Origin of the sequence: Massilia sp. R2A-15, assembly GCF_030704305.1 — a bacterium.
Classification (GTDB): Bacteria; Pseudomonadota; Gammaproteobacteria; order Burkholderiales; family Burkholderiaceae_D; genus JAFCUW01.
Genome location: NZ_CP131935.1, coordinates 4,685,828 through 4,704,921 on the forward strand (window position 1 = coordinate 4,685,828; position 19,094 = coordinate 4,704,921).

The following is a 19,094-nucleotide window of genomic DNA, read 5'->3' on the forward strand; positions in this document are numbered from 1 at the left end:
ATGAGTAATCTGCTGCCCTACGCATTCGCGCGCGACTTCGGCGTGCTCGCCAAAAGCATCGACGGCGGCGCCGACCCGGTCGAAGTGTGGATCTCGGGCGCCACCGCGCCGGCCGCGATCGCGGAAGTGTCGCGCCGCTTCGGCCGCATCGCGCTGCGCCGCATGGAGCGCGCCGACCTCGAGGCCGCCATCGCCACCGCCTACGCCGGCGCCGGCGGCGACGCCTCGCAGGTGGTGGACGAATTCGACGCCGACCTTGACCTGACCAAGCTGCTGCAGGACGTGCCGGCGATCGAAGACCTGCTCGAATCGTCCGACGACGCGCCCGTCATCCGCATGATCAACGCGCTGCTCACCCAGTCGCTGCGCGAAGGCGCCTCCGACATCCACATCGAGCCGTTCGAGCAGACCTCGGTGGTGCGCTTCCGGATCGACGGTACGCTGCGCGACGTGGTGCGTCCGCGCAAGGCGATCCACGCCTCGCTCATTTCGCGCATCAAGATCATGTCGCAGCTCGACATCGCCGAGAAGCGCCTGCCGCAGGACGGCCGCATCACCCTGCGCATCGGCGGCAAGCCGGTCGACGTGCGCGTCTCGACTCTGCCGACCGGCCACGGCGAGCGCGCGGTGCTGCGCCTGCTGGACAAGGAGGCGGGCAAGCTCGACCTGTCGAACCTGGGCATGAGCCCGGACCTGCTGCCGCAGTTCGACCACATGATCAACCAGCCGCACGGCATCGTGCTGGTCACCGGCCCGACCGGCTCGGGCAAGACCACCACGCTGTACGCGGCGCTGTCGCGCCTGAACGCGACCACCACCAACATCCTGACGGTGGAAGACCCGATCGAGTACGACCTGCAGGGCGTCGGCCAGACCCAGGTCAACGCGCGCATCGACATGAGCTTCGCCAAGGCCCTGCGCGCGATCCTGCGCCAGGACCCGGACGTCATCATGATCGGCGAGATCCGCGACCTGGAAACCGCGCAGATCGCGGTGCAGGCCTCGCTGACCGGCCACCTGGTGCTGGCCACGCTGCACACCAACGACGCCGCCGCCGCCGTCACCCGCCTGCTCGACATGGGGATCGAACCGTTCCTGCTGTCGTCCTCGCTGCTCGGCGTGATGGCGCAGCGGCTGGTGCGCAAGCTGTGCGAGCACTGCAAGCAGCCCGACGGCGCGGGTCCTTACTGGAAAGCGGTCGGCTGCGACAAGTGCGGCCACACCGGCTTTCACGGCCGGGTCGGCGTGTACGAACTGCTGGAGACCACCGACCATATCCGCGCCCAGATTCACAACCAGGCGTCCGAGGCGGAGATCCGCGCCGCGGCGCAGGCGTCGGGCATGAAGACCATGCGCGAAGACGGCGAACGCTGGCTGCGCGACGGCACCACCACGCCGGCGGAGCTGCTGCGCGTGACCAAGGACTGACGATGCCGGCATTTCGCTACGAAGCCGTCGATGTCGGCGGCGCCACCCGCAAGGGCGTGGTCAACGCCGACAACGCCCGTTCGGCGCGCGCCGACCTGCGCGGCCAGGGACTGACCCCGATCGCGGTGGACGCCATCGCCGCCCAGGTCGATGCGGCCGGCGTGTCCAAAAGCCGCGGCTTCGGCGAAAAATTATCGCAGGTCGAGCTGGCGCTGTTCACGCGCCAGCTGGCCAGCCTGCTCGAAGCGGGCCTGCCGCTCGAACAGGCCTTCACCGCCTTGCTCGAACAGGCCGAGCGCGCCTACGTGCGGGACCTGGTCGCCTCGATCCGCTCCGAAGTGATGGGCGGCTCCTCGTTCTCCGACGCGCTCTCACGCCACCCGCGCGACTTCGCCGAGATCTACCGCGCGCTGGTCGCGTCGGGCGAGCAGATCGGCCAGCTCGCGCGCGTGCTCTCGCGCCTGGCCGACTACATCGAGCGCAGCAACGCGCTGGTCCAGAAAGTGCGCCTGGCCTTCATCTATCCCGGCATCGTCACCGTGGTGGCGTTCGCGATCGTGATCTTCCTGCTCACCTACGTGGTGCCGCAGATCGTCTCGGTGTTCGCCAACACCAAGCAGAAGCTGCCGATCCTGACCGTGATGATGCTGGGCGTGTCGAATTTCGTACGCGCCTACGGCATCTACGTCGCGCTGATCCTGATCGGCGCCTTCATGCTCTGGCGCCGCGCGCTGAAGAACCCCGATCTCAAGCTGCGCTTCCATACCTGGCTGCTGACGGCGCCCGTGTACGGCAAGTTCGAGCGCAGCATGAACACGGCGCGCTTCGCCAGCACGCTGGCGATTACCACCGGTTCGGGCGTGCCGATCCTGCGCGCGCTCGACACCAGCCGCGACACGCTGTCGAACGTCGCCATGAAGGCGCTGGTGGAAGAAGCGTCGGCCAGCGTGCGCGAAGGCGTCGGCCTGGCGCGCGCGCTGTCGGCCCAGAAGCACTTCCCGCCGATGCTGGTGCACATGATCCGCGCCGGCGAAATCACGGGCGAGCTGCCCGCCATGCTCGAACGCGCGGCCGCGTCGCAGCAGGCCGACCTGGAACGGCGCGCGCTGACGATCGCCGGCCTGCTCGAACCGGCGCTGATCCTGGCTATGGGGGTGGTGGTGCTGCTGATCGTGCTGGCGGTGCTGATGCCGATCATTGAAATCAACCAGCTGGTGCGGTAACCGAGAGACACGATGAAGCGATTGCCCCTGTTATTGAGTTTCCTTGCCCTGATCGTCCTGTCGGCCTCGATCGCGTACTGGGTGCTGCAGCTGTACCAGCCGGCCCAGCGCCCCTTGGCGGCGGCGCCCGCGCCGGCCATGCCGCCGCCCGGCATCGACGCGGCCGCCTCGCTGTTCGGCGGCCAGGCCTCCGCCGCCGTGGCCAGCAACTACCAGCTGACCGGCGTAGTGGCGGCGGGGCGCGACAGCGTCGCCATCATCGTCGCCGACAACGGCCCGCCGCAGGCGCTCAAGCTGGGCAAGCAGGTCGCCGCCGGCATCACCGTGCAGGAAGTCCACCCGCGCTACGTGATGCTGTCCGACGGCGGGGTATTGAAGCGCATCGACCTGCCGGCGGAAACCAAGTCGGCCGCGGCGGGCGGCGCGCCGCCGGCGCCGAACCAGCAGCAGGTCCAGCCGCAGCCGCAGCCGCAACCACAGGCGGCGCCCAACAATGGCGGGCCCCAGTTCAACCCGAACCCCGCGATGATGGCTCCGCCGTCGATGACCGGCGCGCCGCAGCCGGCGCCGCCGCCGCCGGCCCCCGTGCAGATGCCGCCGCCGGTGCGCCAGGCCACGCCGGGCGGCGCTCCCACTCAACTGCAGTAAGCGCGTGCCGCCGTTGGTCAGGCAACTGAACGCCCTCGCTGCCGCCGGCGCGTGGCTGCTGGCCGCCGCATATCCGGCTTCTCTCCACGCCGCCGAAATCACCGCGGCGCGCCCGCGCATCGCGCTGGTGCTGTCGGGCGGCGGCGCGCGCGGATTCGCCCACATCGGCGTGCTGCGCGTGCTGCGCGAACTGCACGTGCCGGTCGACATGGTGGTCGGCACCAGCATGGGCAGCGTGGTGGGCGGCGCCTATGCGGCCGGCGCCTCGGTCGACGACCTCGAACGAATGGCGCGCGAAACCAACTGGGACCAGGTGGTGGCCGACCGGCCGGCGCGCGACCACCTGGCGTTCCGGCGCCGCGAGGAAGATGTGCTGCTGCCGTCGCGGATCGAGTTCGGCTTGCACCGCGACGGCCTGACGCTGCCGCCTTCGGCCGCCGGCAACGCGGCGCTCGAACAGGCGCTGGGCCGGCTGCTGCCGGCGGGCACGCGCGACCTGTCGGTCAGCCAGCTCGCGCTGCCGTTCCGCTCCGTCGCCTCCGACCTGCTGACGGGCGAGCCGGTCGAGCTGGTGGACACGCCGCTGTTCCTGGCCATGCGCGCCTCGCTGGCGGTGCCGGGCGTGTTCGCGCCGGTGCGGGTCGATCAGCGCCTGGTGGTCGACGGCGGCCTGGTGCGCAACCTGCCGGTCAACATGGCGCATGCGATGGGCGCCGACATCGTCATCGCCGTCAATGTCGGCACGCCGCTGGCGCCGGAGAAGGAGCTCGGCAGCGCGCTCGGCGTGGCGCAGCAGATGCTCAACATCCTCACCGAGCAGAACGTCCAGCGCTCGCTGAAGGAACTGCAGCCGCAGGACATCCTGATTGCGCCCGACCTGGGATCGGTCACCTTCCTCGATTTCTCGCACGTGAACGGCGCGATCGGCGCCGGCGAGAAGGCCGCACGCGCGCTGGCTGCGCGGCTCGCGCCGCTGGCGCTGGACGCGAAACAATACGCCCAGTTCGAAAACCGCCGGCTGGCGGCGCCCGCGCTGGCCGACACCGCGCTGCCGCTGGCAAAGGTCGAGGCGCGCAGCAATGGCCGCATCAATCCCGCGGCGCTGGTGGCGCAGTCGGGCCTGAAGCCGGGCCAGCCGGCCACGCTGGCGCAGGTGCGCGAAGCGGCCGACACCCTGTACGGGCGCGGCGACCTGGCGCGGGTGGAGACCGATATCGTCGATTCGGACGGCAAGCGTGACGTGCTGATTCGTGCCAGCGAGGCAGGGTGGGCCAGAAGCCGCCTGCGCATCGGCCTGGAACTGGCGAGCGACTTCGACGAGGCCAACAGCTTCGCGCTCAAGCTGATGTACGTGCGCACCTCCCTCAACAGCTGGGGCGCCGAGGTGCGCGCCTTGATGGGAATCGGCGACAAGCGCGACTTCGGCGTGCAGTTCTGGCAGCCGCTGGGCGCCGGCTCGCCGTGGTTTATCGCGCCGTCGCTGCAATACGGCTCGGCGTCGGGCGACATTTTTTCCGGCGGACGGCGCCTCGCGCGCAATGCCTACAACGTGCGCGGCGCCAGCCTGGCGCTTGGGCGCGAACTGGGCAACTGGGGCGAGGTGTCCGCCGGCGTGACGCGCCAGAGCGCCGGCACGCGCGTGGTGGTGCCCGAGCAGGTGGGCACCGCGACCTCGTACGACACCACCCAGTTCGTGCGCTACCGGTTCGACACGCTCGACTCGCTGGGCTTCCCGAGCCGCGGCGGACGGCTCGATGCGTCGCTCGAGCGCTCGCCGGCGAGCGGCCAGATCGGCCAGTCGCTGGCGCGCTCGTCGATCACCGGCATGGCCGCGCTCCATACGGACAACTGGGCCGGCCACGTGTACGGCGAATGGGCCCACGCGCAGAGCGGTGCGGCGCCACTGAGCCTGGGCGGCTTCCTGCGCCTGTCCGGCACGCCGGCCGACTCGATCCAGGGGCGCACCATCGCCTTCGGCCGGCTGGTGCTGGCGCGCCGGGTGGGCGCCTTGCCGATTACCCTCGGCGGCACGGTGCGCGCCGGCTTTTCGCTCGAGACGGGCGGCGGCTTCGACCAGCCGCCGTCGCTCAAGAGCACCTCGCGCAAGCAGGCCGCCAGCGGCTTCTTCGCCGTCGATACGCGCTTCGGCCCGGCCTACCTGGGCGCCGGGGCGACGCAGAATGGCGACCGCACGCTGTACCTGTTCCTAGGCCCGGTCTGGTAACCCATGAGGATCAACCGTCGTTCAATTCTTTTGAGCGTTCACGTAGCGTGAACAAGAATAATACTTGAACGCATGCGTATCGATTCTGTAGCGCCGGGTTCAGGCCTGGCGCGCATCTCGGTGAACGCCGCGAACTCCCATGGTTAGTCGCCGCCGCTGGACTTTGGTTGGGACACCGCAAACTGGCTTGCTCATCTTTGATCCACACTAACAAGCCGCGAATGCCGCCGCCGCTTGACGGAGGCCGTGGGCGAACTTACACTCAAAACGCCGATGCCCCGTCCTGTCCATCCGAAGAAGGAAGTGGAATCCGCCCTGAAGCACGCAGAAGCGCAAGGCTGGCGAGTGGAGATCGGTGGCGCGCATGCGTGGGGAAGGATCTATTGCCCCTACAATGACATGACCTGCCGTTTCGGCTTGTTCTGTATTGCCAGTGTGTGGAGCACGCCGAAAAATGCCGGGAGTCATGCAAAGGCGCTGCGTCGGGTTGTCGATAATTGCGTTATCCGCAAAGCGCGTTACGCGCGGGATTCGGAGTAGCCCTCATGGAATACTTTTTCACCTTGACATTCTCGCTGCGTCGAACCGACACGAATCTGGACGAGATTGTGGAACGTCTTGGCTCGGCAGGATGCACTGATTCGCTGGTTGGAACAGGAACGCCGGGGCTTATCGCTCTTGAATTTTCCCGCGAAGCGAAAAGCGCGCGCGAAGCAATGGCCAGCGCTATGACGGATGTTATGCATGCCATTCCAATGGCTGAATTAATAGAGGCCTCACCCGATTTCCTCGGCATTTCACCTGCTCGCGCGGCGAGTTGACCATTCACTGGACGGATTCGGCAAACCTCAGGCGCTGCGCCGCATCTCGGTGAATGCCGCAAACTCCCACGACCGGAACCCCAAAAGCAGCGTAAAGCCATCGCGCTCGCTGGCCGGCAGTCGCCGGTCGCTCTGGTGCAGCCGCGCCAGCTCGCCGGCCAGCTGCTGGATCTTTTGCACCAGCTCGCGCGCGCTCGGCAGCGACAGCCGCGCCGGCAGGCACATCAAGGTCTCGCCAGGGCCGTCGAAGTGGCCGCTGAAGTAGTCGGCCACCACGTGCTCGCGCACATACTGCTGCACCGGCCCGTCGGCCAGCCAGCGAAAGGCGTTCGACACCCGCAGGCTGTAGCGGTTCATCGGTTTCAGTTCGATCACGCCCAGCCGGTCCAGCTCCGCCAGGAAGCCGATGCATTCGGGCTCGCTGATCTCGTAGGTCTCGACGATCTGTTCCAGCGTCCAGTGGCCCAGGCAGCAGATCGCCACCAGCAGCAGCCGCGGCTTGGCGATCAGCGCCTTTTCCTGCACCGCCGTCAGCGTGTCCGCCTCGGGCTGCACGTCGGCCGCGCGGCGCAGCACGTCTTCCAGCGCGATGCCGCTGGCGCTGCAGATCTGCGCCAGGCGCGACAAGGTCATGTCCTTCTGGCCGAACATGCGCTTGACGCTCGACTCGCTCATGCCGATCCGCTCGGCCAGCGCCTTGTAGGTGATGGCCGCGGCGCGCAATTCGGCGCGCAGCACCTGCAATACCAGCTCGGGTGAGCTCATGGATGTCCCTGAAAAAGTGAAATGTACCGGATGGCGGCACCCAATGTACCGTTTAACGGTGCTTTGCACAAGATGATGGCCGAGCCGGCCGGAACCGGACACACTGCTTCGCATGGCCTGATAGCGGGAGCCCTTGGCGGCGCCCGCTGGCGGCCCACCAGATATCGGGGTCTGGTCCTGCGGACCTGACCCCATTTTTTTCATCTGCGGTGCGTGCGCTGCCGCCGCTTTGCTATGATGAATCCATGACCTCCGATACGCTCCGACTTTCCTTTGCCTTTGCCTTGCTGCTCGCAGCGGGCAGCGCCTACGCGCAGCAGGCGCCGACCAGACAAGGCGTGGAGGATCTGGAGAAGGCCAAGCGCGACGCGGTGCAGGCCGACCGCGACTGGCGGGCCGCGCAGCCCAAGCCGCTGCCGGTGCCGCCGAAGGACCAGTCGTTCAGCGGCGACACCGCCGAACAGCGCTTCGAGAAGGCCGCCGACGGCGCCTACATCGACCGCTCCAACACCCGCATCGTCGACCAGTACCGATCAAGCGACGGCGTCATCATCGAGCGCATCACCTACGGCGGCAAGAGCTACTGCGTCACCAGCAGCACCGTCAACTACGTGCCGGGCATCCTGCACGACGCCAGCCGCGCGCGCGAAGTGACCTGCCCGCCGCCGAACGCGGCCTGGGTGCGCAAGTAAAAGGAATAGCTGCAGATGGGGTCAGGTCCGCAGGACCAGACCCCGGCTTCGTGACGCGGCGCGAGCTCCCGCGGGATCTGGTCCTGCGGACCTGACCCCATTTTCGGGAACGCCAAAGTTAGTCGTCCGCCACCAGCTTGGCCTTGGCCAGCGCGCGCTTTTCGGCCTGGCGCTGCGCAGTCGGACTCTTCACGTGCGGCCCGCCCGGGCGCTGCTTGGCGGCCACCGCGACCGGGTTGCGCGGCTTGCCGAACTGCTGCGACGGTTCGACCCGAATCGTCATCTTCTGGCGTGTCGCCAGCGCCTTGTTCGCCATCGACGTTCTCCTTACAGCACGTAGCGCGACAGGTCCTCGTTGTCGGCCAGCTTGTCGAGCCGGTCGTTGACGTAGGCCGCGTCGATCCGCACGGTCTGGCCGCCCGATTCGGTGGCGTTGAACGACACTTCCTCGAGCAGCTTTTCCATCACCGTGTACAGGCGCCGCGCGCCGATGTTCTCGGTGCGCTCATTGACCGAGAACGCGATCTCGGCCAGCCGCGTGATGCCTTCGGGCGCGAAGTCGATCTTCACGCCCTCGGTCGCCAGCAGCGCTTCGTACTGCGCCGTCAGGCAGGCGTCGGTGGAGGTGAGGATGCGCTCGAAATCGGCGATCGACAGCGACTCGAGCTCGACCCGGATCGGGAAGCGCCCCTGCAGTTCCGGAATGAGGTCCGACGGTTTCGCCAGATGGAAGGCGCCCGACGCGATGAACAGGATATGGTCGGTGCGGATCATGCCGTACTTGGTGTTGACGGTGGTGCCTTCGACCAGCGGCAGCAGGTCGCGCTGCACGCCCGCGCGCGAAACGTCCACGCCGCCGTGCTCGGAGCGTGAGGCGATCTTGTCGATCTCGTCGAGGAACACGATGCCGTTCTGCTCGACGTTGGTGATCGCCTTCTGCTTCATCTCGTCTTCGTTGATCAGCTTTCCGGCTTCCTCGTCGATCAGCAGCTTCATCGCGTCCTTGACCTTGAGCTTGCGCGGCTTCTTGCGCGCCGCGCCCAGGCCCGAGAACATGCCCTTGATCTGCTCGGTCATTTCCTCCATGCCGGGCGGCGCCATGATTTCCATCTGCGGGCCGGCGTCGGCCACTTCGATCTCGACCTCGCGGTCGTCAAGCGCGCCTTCGCGCAGGCGCTTGCGGAAGGTCTGGCGCGTGTTGTCGCCTTCCTTCGCTTCGCTGGCGGCCGGCGTCACGTTGAAGCCGAAGTCGCGCGCCGGCGGCACCAGGATGTCGATGATGCGGTCCTCGGCCGCGTCCTCGGCGCGCTGGCGCACCTTCTTCGCCTCGCTGGCGCGGGTCTGCTTGATGCCGATGTCGATCAGGTCGCGGATGATGGTGTCGACGTCGCGCCCGACGTAGCCCACTTCGGTGAACTTGGTCGCCTCGATCTTGATGAAGGGCGCGTCAGCCAGCCGAGCCAGGCGGCGCGCGATCTCGGTCTTGCCGACGCCGGTGGGGCCGATCATCAGGATGTTCTTCGGCGTGATCTCGTGGCGCAGCGGCTCTTCGACCTGCTGGCGGCGCCAGCGGTTGCGCAGCGCGATGGCGACCGCGCGCTTGGCCTTGCCCTGGCCGACCACGTGCTTGTCGAGTTCGGAAACGATTTCCAGTGGGGTCATGTTCATGTGATTTTCCGCGCTCAGTCCAGCGTTTCGATGATGTGGGACAGGTTGGTGTAGATGCACAGCTGGCCGGCGATGGTCAGCGATTTCTTGACCACGTCCGCCGGCGCCAGCTCTGTGTTCTCGATCAGCGCCTTGGCGGCCGACTGGGCGTACACGCCGCCCGAGCCGATCGCGCCGATGCCGTCCTCCGGCTCGAGCACGTCGCCGTTACCGGTGATGACCAGGGTCGATTCCGAGTCGGCCACCAGCAGCATCGCTTCGAGGCGGCGCAGCACGCGGTCGGTGCGCCAGTCCTTGGCCAGTTCGACCGAGGCGCGCAGCAGGTGGCCCTGGTGCTTTTCCAGCTTGCCTTCGAAACGGTCGAGCAGGGTGAAGGCGTCGGCCGTGCCGCCGGCGAAGCCGCACAGCACCTTGCCCTGGTACAGCTTGCGCACCTTGCGCGCCGTGCCCTTCATGACGATGTTGCCGAGCGTGACCTGGCCATCGCCGCCGAGCGCGACCTGCTTGCCGCGCCGCACGCACAGGATGGTGGTGCCGTGAAATTGTTCCATGTTCTGCCTCGTAGCGTTGTAACTACCAAACAATGGGGGTGCCGATCCAAATTGCAAGACAGAAGGAGGGGTCTGGTCCTGCGGACCTGACCCCATTTTTGTAGGCAACGGAAACCAAGATGGGTCAGGTGCGCAGCACCAGAACCCTTCCGGCTAGTTTAATACTTGTGCGGGAACAAGCGCGCCACTTCGGTGAAGCCCATCAATTTGAACAGGGCGGCGACCAGGTGGTTAATATCGCGCAATTCGACGGTCTTGCCGGCGGCGGCCAGCGCGCGCAGGCGCTTGTGCAGCCCGGCGGCGGCGTTGTAGTCGACCCGCGCCAGGCGCGAGCAGTCGAGCACCACCGGATCGGACTGCGCGGCGTAGGCGTCGATCGCGTCGAACAGCTTGTCGGCGCCGCCGTCGATGAGCACCGGCAGCATGAAGCGGTCCGAACGCGACGGCGCGCGCGCGTCGGCCGCGGTGGCGACGTTGGCCGGCGCCTCGAACGAGGGCGGCGACAGCTCGTAGGTGACGCAGTAATCCATCGCCGTCTCTTCGAAATCCTTTTCGCGGTTCATCAGCTGCAGCAGTTCGAGCAGCAGCAGCCACGGCGCCTCCGGTGCGTCGCGCTGGCCGATCTCGATGGTCGAACGCACGATCTCGGCCAGTTCCGCGGCGCCGGCCACGATCAGCTCGCGCTTGCCCGCGCGCAGCACGGTCAGGGCGGTCAGCAGGCGCGCGCAGCCTTCCGGCGTGACCGCCTGGACCCGGCCGAATTCGAGCCGGGTCGCTGCGCTGGCCGCGGCCCGCTCCAGCAGCCGCTCCAATTGCGGCGCGATGGATTCGTCGAGCAGGGGGCCAAACGATTCGGTCGGCGTGACGCCGGTGACGGGTTTTTCCGCCGCCGCCGGCAGCACCGGGTTCCATGCCGGCGGCGAGGTTTCGAAATGGCTCGCGTAATCGATCGCCAGGTCGTCGAACGCCTCCTGGCGGCCGCTGCCCTGGTACAGGTCGAACAGCATCCACCACACGGTGCGTTCGGTGCGGCCGACATCGGCCAGGCTGTCGATGAGCATCGCCTCGGCCACCGGCGCCTGGTTGTTGGCGAACATGATGGCGATTTCTTCGATCACCGGCGCGGTCTGGGGCGCCGTTGCGTCCTGGGGCGCGGTGTCGTCGCGCAGCAGTTCGGTGGTGGCCAGTTCCAGCGGGGGCAGGGTGTCGGGACCGCTCGCGTCGGCGGCGATCTGGGCGTTGGTGCGGGCCGGGCGCCGCGCGCCGCTGCCCCAGGCCGGCTCGGGTTCATTGAAGATGTCGAAGGCCATCGCCGATTCGATCGCGTCGATCTTGGCGGCGGTGGCGCGGGCGATCTCGCGCTGGCGCGCGCGCTCGGCCTCGTCCAGGCCGAAGCGCGACGGTTCGCCCGTGCGCAGGCGCGTGGCCGGGCCGGCGCCGTCGGTCGGCGCCCCGTCTTTCTTCTTGAATAAAGAAAAAATCCCCAAGTCGGTTCCTGTGTGCGATTACGCTGCCAAACATGACGGTAGCACGGTTGCGGCACCGGCGCGCGATCGGTCGGCGCCCAGCAGATGGGGTCAGGTCCGCAGGACCAGACCCCGGGGCTTAGTGTAGCCTATGGGCAAGCTTTTTGTGTGCACCGCTGGCCGGAAAACAAAAAAGCATGCGCGAGCGCATGCTTTTTTGGGGAACGCCGGCGCGGGATCAGTCGCCGTACAGCTTCTGCTTCAGTTCGCGGCGCTGCTGCGCTTCGAGCGACAGGGTCGCGGTCGGGCGGGCGATCAGGCGCGGGATGCCGATCGGCTCGCCGGTCTCTTCGCACCAGCCGTAGTCGCCGGCGTCGATCGCGGCGATCGACTGCTGCACCTTCTTGAGCAGCTTGCGCTCGCGGTCGCGCGTGCGCAGTTCGAGCGCATGCTCTTCCTCGATGGTGGCGCGGTCGGCCGGGTCGGGCACCAGCACGGTTTCGCGCAGGTGCTCGGTGGTTTCGCCGGCGTTCTTGAGGAGGTCTTTTTCAAGCTGCTGCAGGCGCGCCTTGAAAAAAGCCAGCTGGGCCGGATTCATGTAGTCCTTCTCGTTCATCGCCCGGATTGCTTCTTCGGACAAGAGAGGGGCTTCTGCGGTCGCGGCGGGGGCGGATTTCGTTGTTTTAGTCATGACTTCACTTACCTTCGATACGACAGAGGTTTTCATTTTATCAGCTAACTCGGCCGCGACTTCCGGTTCTGCGGGCGAGCTCACTACCTTGACGGCCTGCTGCGCGGCCGCCTTTTTCCTGGCCGCCGGCGCCGTCGCCACGGGCGCCGCCTTGACTGCCGCCGCGGCCGTTTTGGCGGCCGTCTTGCTCACGGTTTCCTTCATAATGGCCATCCCGATGTTTACCCTTCAGTGGTGACACAAAGGCGGCGCCCGGCTTCGTGGGCCGGCGCCGTAAAACCGGGATAGTTTATACCAAACATTGCTCCAAACCCCGGATAAAGACATCTTTTGGTAGATTTTTGCCAATAAAAACCATTTTGCTGCCACGTTCCTCGGTTTCGCCCCATTTCGCGCCCACGTCGCTGCCCATGATCTGGTGCACGCCCTGGAACACCACCTTGCGGTCGGCCCCTTTCATCAGCAGCACGCCCTTGTAGCGCAGCATGCGCGGACCGAACACCTGGACGATGTTGCCGAGGAACTCGTCGAGCATGGCCGGGTCGAACGCACGGGTGCTCTTGAACACGAAGGCGGCGATGTCGTCGCTGTGGTGCGCATGGTGATGGTCGTGGCTGTGGTCGCAGGCTTCGGTGTGCACGTGCTCGTGATCATGGTCGTGGTCGTGGTCGTGCTCGTGCGCTTCCTCGGCGGCCAGGAAGGCCGGGTCCAGTTCGAGCTTGTCGTTCAGGTTGAAGCCGCGCAGATCCAGCACCTCGGCGATCGGGGCGCGGCCGAAGTCCGATTGTGCGATCGGCGCGCGCGGGTTGATGCGCTTGATGCGCGCGGTGAGTGCATCGAGCGCGGCGGCGTCGACCAGGTCGGTCTTCGACAGCAGGATCTTGTCGGCGAACCCGACCTGGCGCTGCGCTTCCTCGTGCTCGTCCAGCTGGGCCATCGCGTGGCGCGCGTCGACCACCGTGACCACCGCGTCGAGCAGGTAGTGGGCGCCGACTTCCTCGTCGACGAAAAAGGTCTGGGCCACCGGGCCGGGATTGGCCAGGCCGGTCGTTTCGATCACCACGCGGTCGAACGCGATCTCGCCGGCGTCGCGTTTGCGCGCCAGGCTCGAGAGCGCCTCGATCAGGTCGCCGCGCACGGTGCAGCAGATGCAGCCGTTGTTCATCTCGACGATCTGCTCATTGCTGTTGTGCATGAGGATCTCGTTGTCGATGTTTTCCTGGCCGAACTCGTTCTCGATGACGGCAATCTTCAGCCCGTGCTGTTCCTGCAGGATGCGGTTGAGCAGCGTGGTTTTGCCGGCGCCGAGAAAGCCGGTCAGGATGGTGCTGGGGATTAATGCCATGGTCGTTGCCGTATGCCTGTTGCGCCGCGGTTAGAAAATAATCGAGCGATTATGCCGGATTTCCCTATTTGCTTCCAACTGCCGCGCCGCGGCTTGATCCACATCAATGCCAGTGCAACCCGGCTATTTGGACTTGGCGCGCGGATGGGCCTTGTCGTAGGCGGCGGCCAGGTGCTGGAAGTCGAGCGCCGTGTAGACCTGGGTCGAGGCGATGCTGGCGTGGCCCAGCATTTCCTGCACCGCGCGCAGGTCGCCCGACGACTGCAGCACGTGTGAGGCGAACGAGTGGCGCAGCACGTGCGGATGGACGCGCACCGTGGCGCCGGCCTGCACCGCGTGACGCGCCAGGCGCAGCTGGATCACGCGCGGCGACACCCGGGTTGCGCGGTTCGACAGGAACAGCGCGTTGCCGCCGTCGCGCGCCGGCGGGCGCACCGCCAGCCAGGCGCGCAATGCTTCGGCGGCGTGGCTGCCGACCGGCACGCGGCGCATCTTGTTGCCCTTGCCGGTGACCAGCACCTCGCCGGCGTCGAGGTCGAGCCATCCCAGCGGGCCGGCCTCGCCCGGCGCCGGTTTGGCGTACACGATGTCGAGGCCGGCCAGTTCGGACACCCGCAGCCCGCTCGAATACATCAGCTCGAACATCGCGCGGTTGCACAGCTCGTCCGGTTCGGGATGGGCGCGCGGGACGGCGCCGCCCGACACCAGCTGCACCGCGGCGTCCACCGACAGCGCCTTCGGCAAGGTCTTGGCGCGGCGCGGCGCGCGCACGCCGTCGACCGGGTTGGCCGCCAGCGGCGCCTGCTGCGACAGCCAGTCGTAGAAGCGGCGCCAGGAGGACAGCTTGCGGGCGATCGAGCGCGGATTCAGCGCGCGCGCATGCAGCTGCGCGGCGAAGCGGCGGATGTCGGCATGCTGGACCGCTTCCCACGGACGCGCGCCGGCCAGCGTGGCCAGTTCGAGCAGGTCGCGCCGGTAGGCCTCGACCGTCAGCGGCGACAGCTGGCGCTGGGTGGCCAGTTGCGCCAGATAGCGCTCCAGCCGCTCGTCCATGCTCAGGCGCGCAGCCCGGCCAGCGCGGCGCCGGCGGTGGCGCCGATGTGGGTCAGGAAGTCGGTCGCCATCTCGGCGGCGAAGCGCTGCGGGTCGGGCGAACCGAGGATCAAGAGGCCAAAGGCGGCGCCGCCGCTCTTGAGCGGCAGGATCACGGTCGACTGCACCGCCTGCGGATCGTCCAGCCAGCGCACCGCTTCGAAGTCGTGGTTGCTGCCGCAGTAGGGCGCCATCAGGCTGTTGGCGAACAGGCGCGCGTCTTCGGACACGTCCTGGGCATACCATTCGGTGACGTGGCCGGGCGCCAGGTCCCACAGGCGCAGGGTGGCCTGCGGCACGTCAAACTGGCGGCACAGGCCGTCGACCAGCGCGCGCGGCAGGTCGGCGCCATGGCGCGTCTGCAGCAGCGCCTGGGTCCAGCCGTGGAATTTGTTGGCGATGGCCGCGTTGTCCTGGGCCAGGCGGATCAGCTCGCTCATCTGGAGTTCGAGCGCCTTGTACTTGTCGCGCATCACTTCCATCTGGCGTTCCTGCAGCGACACGGCCTTTCCGGTCAGCGGGCTCGACAGCTTGACCTGGCCCAGCAGGGCGGCGTTGTGCTCGAAGAACTGCGGATTGTCGACCAGGAACTGGGCGACGGCGACGGGATCCATGGTGTCGGTCATTGAATTTCTTTAGGGGATTGATTTGAGTGCAATTCTAACCGACCGGCGGTCTCTTGCCGGAATAAAAAAAGACGCCCGGGGGCGTCTTTTTCACGAGGGCAGGGCCGATCAGAAACGATGGCGCAGGCCGATCTGGTAGCCGCGGGTGCGCTCGCCAGGAACCTTGGTGAAGCCGCCAGGCGAACCGGCCGCGCCAGGGATGTACTGGCCGTCGTTCTGGTTGCGGATCTGCGCTGCCACTGCGTACACGTCGGTGCGCTTGGACAGGTTGTAGTCGTAGCCGAAGGCGACCAGGCGGGCGTCGCTGTTCGATGCGGTACGGTCGTTCTGCTCGGCGATCGACACCATGAAGCGGCCGGCGCCGATGCGCTGGTGCGCGCCGATCTGCCAGCTTGCCGCGTCCACTTTCGAGTTGGCGATGATGTTCGGGGTGAAGATCGCGCGCAGCGTTGGCGCGGCGGCAGCGCCGAACGGTGCGATCGAGCTTTCGAAGCCGGCGACGTATTCGCGCAGCAGGACCGAATTGTCGTTCTTCTGCTTGTGGTAGCCGGCGAAGAACTTGCTGTCGCCGATCGTGTAGGAGCCGCCGACGGTGCTGGTCACCAGGCTGACCGCGTCGCCCTGGTCGTAGCCGCGGTTGTGCGCGATGCCGACGTCGAAGCCGTTCGCCTTGTAGGTCGCCATGGCGCCCAGGAACTTGTTGTAGCGGTTCAGGTAGCCCGAACCCTTGGCGCCGTACATCAGCGAGCCGCCGAAGCCCGATGGCGTGGCGATGCGGTACTGGATCGACTTGGACGAACGGATGTCCGCGCCCAGTGCGGTGAAGCCGGCGGTGCCGCCGGTGATGCCGCCCCAGGTGCCGGCGGTGCCGCTCTCGAACGCGTCGGACGCGGCGAACACTTCATAGCCAGGGGTGTACATGCGGCCGATCATGATCGCGCCGCCCGGGGTAATCAGGCCAACCATCGAGGTGCGGTCGAACAGCGCGCCTTCCGGGTTGACGGCAACCTTTGGCTGGAAGCCGGCGCGCAGGCCAGCGAGCAGCGGGGCAGGCAGGGCGCCCATGCCGCGCGTCAGGTACAGGCCTTGCTCAGGGCTCAGCAGGGTAGGCTGCTGCGAACCATTGTCGAGTTCCACGCGCGCTTCCAGGTTGAAGATCGCCTTCATCCCGCCGCCCATGTCTTCGGTGCCCTTGAAGCCGATCCGGGAGCCGTCGGCGATGCCGCTGACCACGCGCAGGGTCTGGCCGCTCGCCTTCATGATGCCGGCGTCGGCGATACCGTACATGGTCACGCTGGACTGGGCCAGGACCGGCGCTGCGAAGCAGGTTGCGACTACAGCGGCGAGGAATTTTGCTTTCATTGGATCTCCGAAAATTGGGGTGTCTTGTGTAAAACGAACGCGCGTACTAATTCGCCATTAACCAATATGCCATCGTTCGTGTTGCTTGTACAGAAACAGTGGCCGACGGGGGCCATCAAGGTTGCGGAAAAGACACACTGTGCCCGGGGCGTCGCACATGCGGCAAGGGCGGGGATGGTCGCCCATCCCCGCCCTTGTCAGGTCTGTTCCGCGGCAGGGGAGAACCCCTGCGTCAGATTAGAACGCGTGGTTGATGCCCAGCGCGTAGGTGTTCTGGGTCTGTGGAACCTGAACGCCACCCTTCTTCTTCGACGCGTCGGCGTACAGGTAGGTACGCTTGGTCAGGCTGTACTCGTAGCCAACCGACAGCTGACGGGTCTTGGCGACGCCGTCCGGGCTCTTCTGGCCGTAACCAGCCAGTACCTTGCCTGGGCCCATCGTGTAGTTCGCGCCCAGCACCCATGCCTTGGTGGTTGGGTTGGTCAGCTTGGTGTGGTCCTGGTTCTGACGCTGGTACGAAGCCATCAGCTTCAGCTCAGGCGTAGCCATGACCGAACCGGCGATCGACCACAGGCGGGTTTCGACGGCGTTGCGCTCGTTGGCCAGCATCGCGGCCACTGGGCCGTTCTTGTAGGTGGCGCTGATCGAGTACGGGTTGGTCGAAGCTTCGAAGTTCGCTGGGTACTGTGGCAGCGCGGTGGTGCCGCGGCCGACCAGTGGTGCGCCCTGGTTCGCTTCTTTGGTGCCGATCGTGGTGTTGATCTGGAAGCCAGCGAATTCAGGCGAGTTGTAGAACAGCGCGTTCGAGAAACGGTTGCCCGAGTTGCCGGCAGGGCCCAGTGGGTCGCTGCCCGACGCGAACGCGGTGGCGTAGCCAGCCACTTGCAGGTCGGTCTGGAAGCCGGCAGGCGTTGGCAGGCCGTGCCATGGTTCGAAGGCGGTGATCGATTCCTGGAAGGCGGTCAGGCCACGGCCCAGGCGGATCATACCGAAATCGCCTTGCAGGCCGACGCGGCTCTGGCCCTGGAACAGCGGACGGGTGACGCTTTCCAGCGTGCCGGTGTCCGGCTCGTAGCGGATTTCCAGTTGGAACAGTGCCTTCAGGCCATTGCCCAGATCTTCGGTGCCCTTGAAGCCCAGGGTGTTGTTGGCGCGCTTGCCGATGGCGAGCGTCTTGTCGGTGGTCTTGGTGACGCCTGCATCAACCGTACCGTAGATCTGAACCGCTGTTTGTGCTTGTGCAACACCGGCGAACGCGCCCAGAAGTGTCAGAGCCAAAAGTGATTTTTTCATGTATCCATCCTTAAAAGTGAAATCGTCGAATCCGTTTGGTGCATCGAGAAGTGCCATTTTTCCTGGACACTCGGATGCGGTGAACCTTAAATGCTTGCTGCCTCAAGAATGCCGGATTGGGCAATTATGAGGGCTTATCTTGGAAGAACGCCAATAATTCCAATTACGCTGTTGTATTTTTGAAACGCGGCAACATAAACCAAACGTCAATAGTTTATGCATTTCGACAATTCGGGGGACGCAGGGCGGCGCCCCGCGGTCTTGCGCGGAGTACATATATATACAAGTATTTGGGCGAATGGGGGGCAGGTCCGCGGGACTAGGCCCCCGATGGCGTGGGGAGGATTACAGCGTGACTTCGCCTTCGAACACGGTCACGGCCGGGCCGGTGAGGAACACCGGCGCGCCAACGCCGGCCCAGGCCACCGACAGCTCGCCGCCGCGCGCCGCCACGCGCACGGGCGAATCGAGCAGGCCGCGCCGGATCCCGGCCACCACCGCCGCGCAGGCGCCCGTGCCGCAGGCCAGCGTTTCGCCGGCGCCCCGTTCGAACACGCGCAGCCGGATGTGATGGCGGTCGACGATCTGCATGAAGCCGGCGTTGACCCGCTTCGGAAAGCGCGGGTGATGCTCGATCAGCGGCCCGGTTTCCAGGACCGGCGCGGTATCGACATCGTCGACCACCTGCACCGCGTGGGGGTTGCCCATCGACACCACCGAGAAGCTCAGCGTCTTGCCGTCGATTGACAGCGGCCACACCGCGTCGCCGCCATCCAGGCCAGCGGCGTCGAACGGCACGCTGGCCGGGTCGAGCACCGGCGCGCCCATGTCCACCGTCACCGAGCCGTCGTCTTCCAGGCGCGGGGCGATGATCCCGTTCATGGTCTGCACGCGGATCGCGCGCTGCGTCGTCAGACCCTTGTCGGTGACGAACTTGACGAAGGCGCGCGCGCCGTTGCCGCACTGTTCGACTTCGCCGCCGTCGTTGTTGAAGATGCGGTAGCGGAAATCGACGCCTTCGGTGTCGCTCTTTTGCACCACCAGGATCTGGTCGGCGCCGATGCCGAAGCGGCGCTCGGCCAGCCGCGCCCACTCGGCCGGCGCCAGGTCAACCTGTTGATTGATGGCGTCGACGACGATGAAGTCGTTGCCGGCGCCGTGCATTTTGGTAAATTTAAGTTTCATGCAAACGAGTATAG

The 19,094-nt window shown here is 66.6% G+C and carries 20 protein-coding genes; 8 read left to right on the forward strand and 12 right to left on the reverse strand.

The window, feature by feature from the left end:
* From gspE to Q4S45_RS21700, 6 genes are all read left to right on the forward strand, one after another.
* Window positions 1–1,428 carry a type II secretion system ATPase GspE gene (gene gspE, locus Q4S45_RS21675; RefSeq protein ID WP_305507483.1) on the forward strand — a complete coding sequence of 476 codons (1,428 nt, stop codon included), beginning with the start codon at window positions 1–3 and terminating at the stop codon, window positions 1,426–1,428.
* Between the two features lie 2 nt (window positions 1,429–1,430).
* Complete coding sequence (gene gspF, locus Q4S45_RS21680; protein WP_305507485.1) at window positions 1,431–2,651, forward strand: type II secretion system inner membrane protein GspF; 1,221 nt, start codon at window positions 1,431–1,433, stop codon at window positions 2,649–2,651.
* Between the two features lie 12 nt (window positions 2,652–2,663).
* Window positions 2,664–3,299 carry a type II secretion system protein N gene (locus Q4S45_RS21685; protein ID WP_305507487.1) on the forward strand — a complete coding sequence of 212 codons (636 nt, stop codon included), beginning with the start codon at window positions 2,664–2,666 and terminating at the stop codon, window positions 3,297–3,299.
* Between the two features lie 4 nt (window positions 3,300–3,303).
* Complete coding sequence (locus tag Q4S45_RS21690) at window positions 3,304–5,523, forward strand: patatin-like phospholipase family protein (RefSeq protein WP_305507489.1); 2,220 nt, start codon at window positions 3,304–3,306, stop codon at window positions 5,521–5,523.
* Window positions 5,524–5,796: 273 nt separating this feature from the next.
* On the forward strand, window positions 5,797–6,063 hold the full coding sequence (locus Q4S45_RS21695) for a hypothetical protein (protein ID WP_305512173.1): 267 nt from the start codon (window positions 5,797–5,799) through the stop codon (window positions 6,061–6,063).
* A gap of 5 nt (window positions 6,064–6,068) precedes the next feature.
* Window positions 6,069–6,344 (forward strand): hypothetical protein, encoded by a 276-nt coding sequence (locus tag Q4S45_RS21700; protein WP_305507491.1) that lies wholly within the window; start codon window positions 6,069–6,071, stop codon window positions 6,342–6,344.
* 27 nt (window positions 6,345–6,371) lie between these two features.
* Here the strand turns inward: Q4S45_RS21700 and Q4S45_RS21705 are convergent, their stop codons facing one another.
* Window positions 6,372–7,109, reverse strand: coding sequence for a helix-turn-helix transcriptional regulator (locus tag Q4S45_RS21705; RefSeq protein ID WP_305507493.1), 738 nt, complete (start codon window positions 7,107–7,109; stop codon window positions 6,372–6,374).
* Between the two features lie 245 nt (window positions 7,110–7,354).
* On the opposite strand from Q4S45_RS21705, the gene Q4S45_RS21710 reads away from it, so the two are divergent.
* Entirely contained in the window at window positions 7,355–7,801 is a 447-nt protein-coding gene (locus tag Q4S45_RS21710) for a hypothetical protein (RefSeq protein WP_305507495.1), read from the forward strand.
* 118 nt (window positions 7,802–7,919) lie between these two features.
* On the opposite strand, the gene Q4S45_RS21715 is transcribed toward Q4S45_RS21710, so the two are convergent.
* From Q4S45_RS21715 to dksA, 5 genes are all read right to left on the reverse strand, one after another.
* Window positions 7,920–8,117 (reverse strand): hypothetical protein, encoded by a 198-nt coding sequence (locus Q4S45_RS21715; protein WP_305507497.1) that lies wholly within the window; start codon window positions 8,115–8,117, stop codon window positions 7,920–7,922.
* 11 nt (window positions 8,118–8,128) lie between these two features.
* Window positions 8,129–9,469 (reverse strand): ATP-dependent protease ATPase subunit HslU, encoded by a 1,341-nt coding sequence (hslU, locus tag Q4S45_RS21720; protein WP_305507499.1) that lies wholly within the window; start codon window positions 9,467–9,469, stop codon window positions 8,129–8,131.
* 14 nt (window positions 9,470–9,483) lie between these two features.
* On the reverse strand, window positions 9,484–10,020 hold the full coding sequence (gene hslV, locus Q4S45_RS21725; RefSeq protein ID WP_305507501.1) for an ATP-dependent protease subunit HslV: 537 nt from the start codon (window positions 10,018–10,020) through the stop codon (window positions 9,484–9,486).
* 158 nt (window positions 10,021–10,178) lie between these two features.
* Window positions 10,179–11,507 (reverse strand): STAS domain-containing protein, encoded by a 1,329-nt coding sequence (locus Q4S45_RS21730; RefSeq protein WP_305507503.1) that lies wholly within the window; start codon window positions 11,505–11,507, stop codon window positions 10,179–10,181.
* 217 nt (window positions 11,508–11,724) lie between these two features.
* Window positions 11,725–12,177, reverse strand: a complete 453-nt coding sequence (gene dksA / locus Q4S45_RS21735; RefSeq protein ID WP_305507504.1) for an RNA polymerase-binding protein DksA — start codon at window positions 12,175–12,177, stop codon at window positions 11,725–11,727.
* Here dksA and Q4S45_RS21740 point away from each other — a divergent pair.
* Complete coding sequence (locus Q4S45_RS21740) at window positions 12,176–12,415, forward strand: hypothetical protein (RefSeq protein WP_305507505.1); 240 nt, start codon at window positions 12,176–12,178, stop codon at window positions 12,413–12,415. The genes dksA and Q4S45_RS21740 overlap by 2 nt on opposite strands.
* 51 nt (window positions 12,416–12,466) lie before the next feature.
* Here Q4S45_RS21740 and Q4S45_RS21745 read toward each other — a convergent pair whose 3' ends face one another.
* From Q4S45_RS21745 to dapF, 6 genes are all read right to left on the reverse strand, one after another.
* Window positions 12,467–13,522, reverse strand: a complete 1,056-nt coding sequence (locus tag Q4S45_RS21745) for a GTP-binding protein (protein WP_305507506.1) — start codon at window positions 13,520–13,522, stop codon at window positions 12,467–12,469.
* 123 nt (window positions 13,523–13,645) lie between these two features.
* Entirely contained in the window at window positions 13,646–14,575 is a 930-nt protein-coding gene (locus Q4S45_RS21750; RefSeq protein ID WP_305507508.1) for a tyrosine recombinase XerC, read from the reverse strand.
* Window positions 14,576–14,577: 2 nt separating this feature from the next.
* Complete coding sequence (locus Q4S45_RS21755) at window positions 14,578–15,240, reverse strand: DUF484 family protein (protein WP_305507510.1); 663 nt, start codon at window positions 15,238–15,240, stop codon at window positions 14,578–14,580.
* Window positions 15,241–15,348: 108 nt separating this feature from the next.
* Window positions 15,349–16,602 (reverse strand): porin, encoded by a 1,254-nt coding sequence (locus Q4S45_RS21760; RefSeq protein ID WP_305507512.1) that lies wholly within the window; start codon window positions 16,600–16,602, stop codon window positions 15,349–15,351.
* 237 nt (window positions 16,603–16,839) lie between these two features.
* Complete coding sequence (locus tag Q4S45_RS21765) at window positions 16,840–17,895, reverse strand: porin (RefSeq protein ID WP_305507513.1); 1,056 nt, start codon at window positions 17,893–17,895, stop codon at window positions 16,840–16,842.
* A gap of 345 nt (window positions 17,896–18,240) precedes the next feature.
* Complete coding sequence (gene dapF, locus Q4S45_RS21770) at window positions 18,241–19,080, reverse strand: diaminopimelate epimerase (protein ID WP_305507514.1); 840 nt, start codon at window positions 19,078–19,080, stop codon at window positions 18,241–18,243.
* Window positions 19,081–19,094 lie beyond the last annotated feature (14 nt).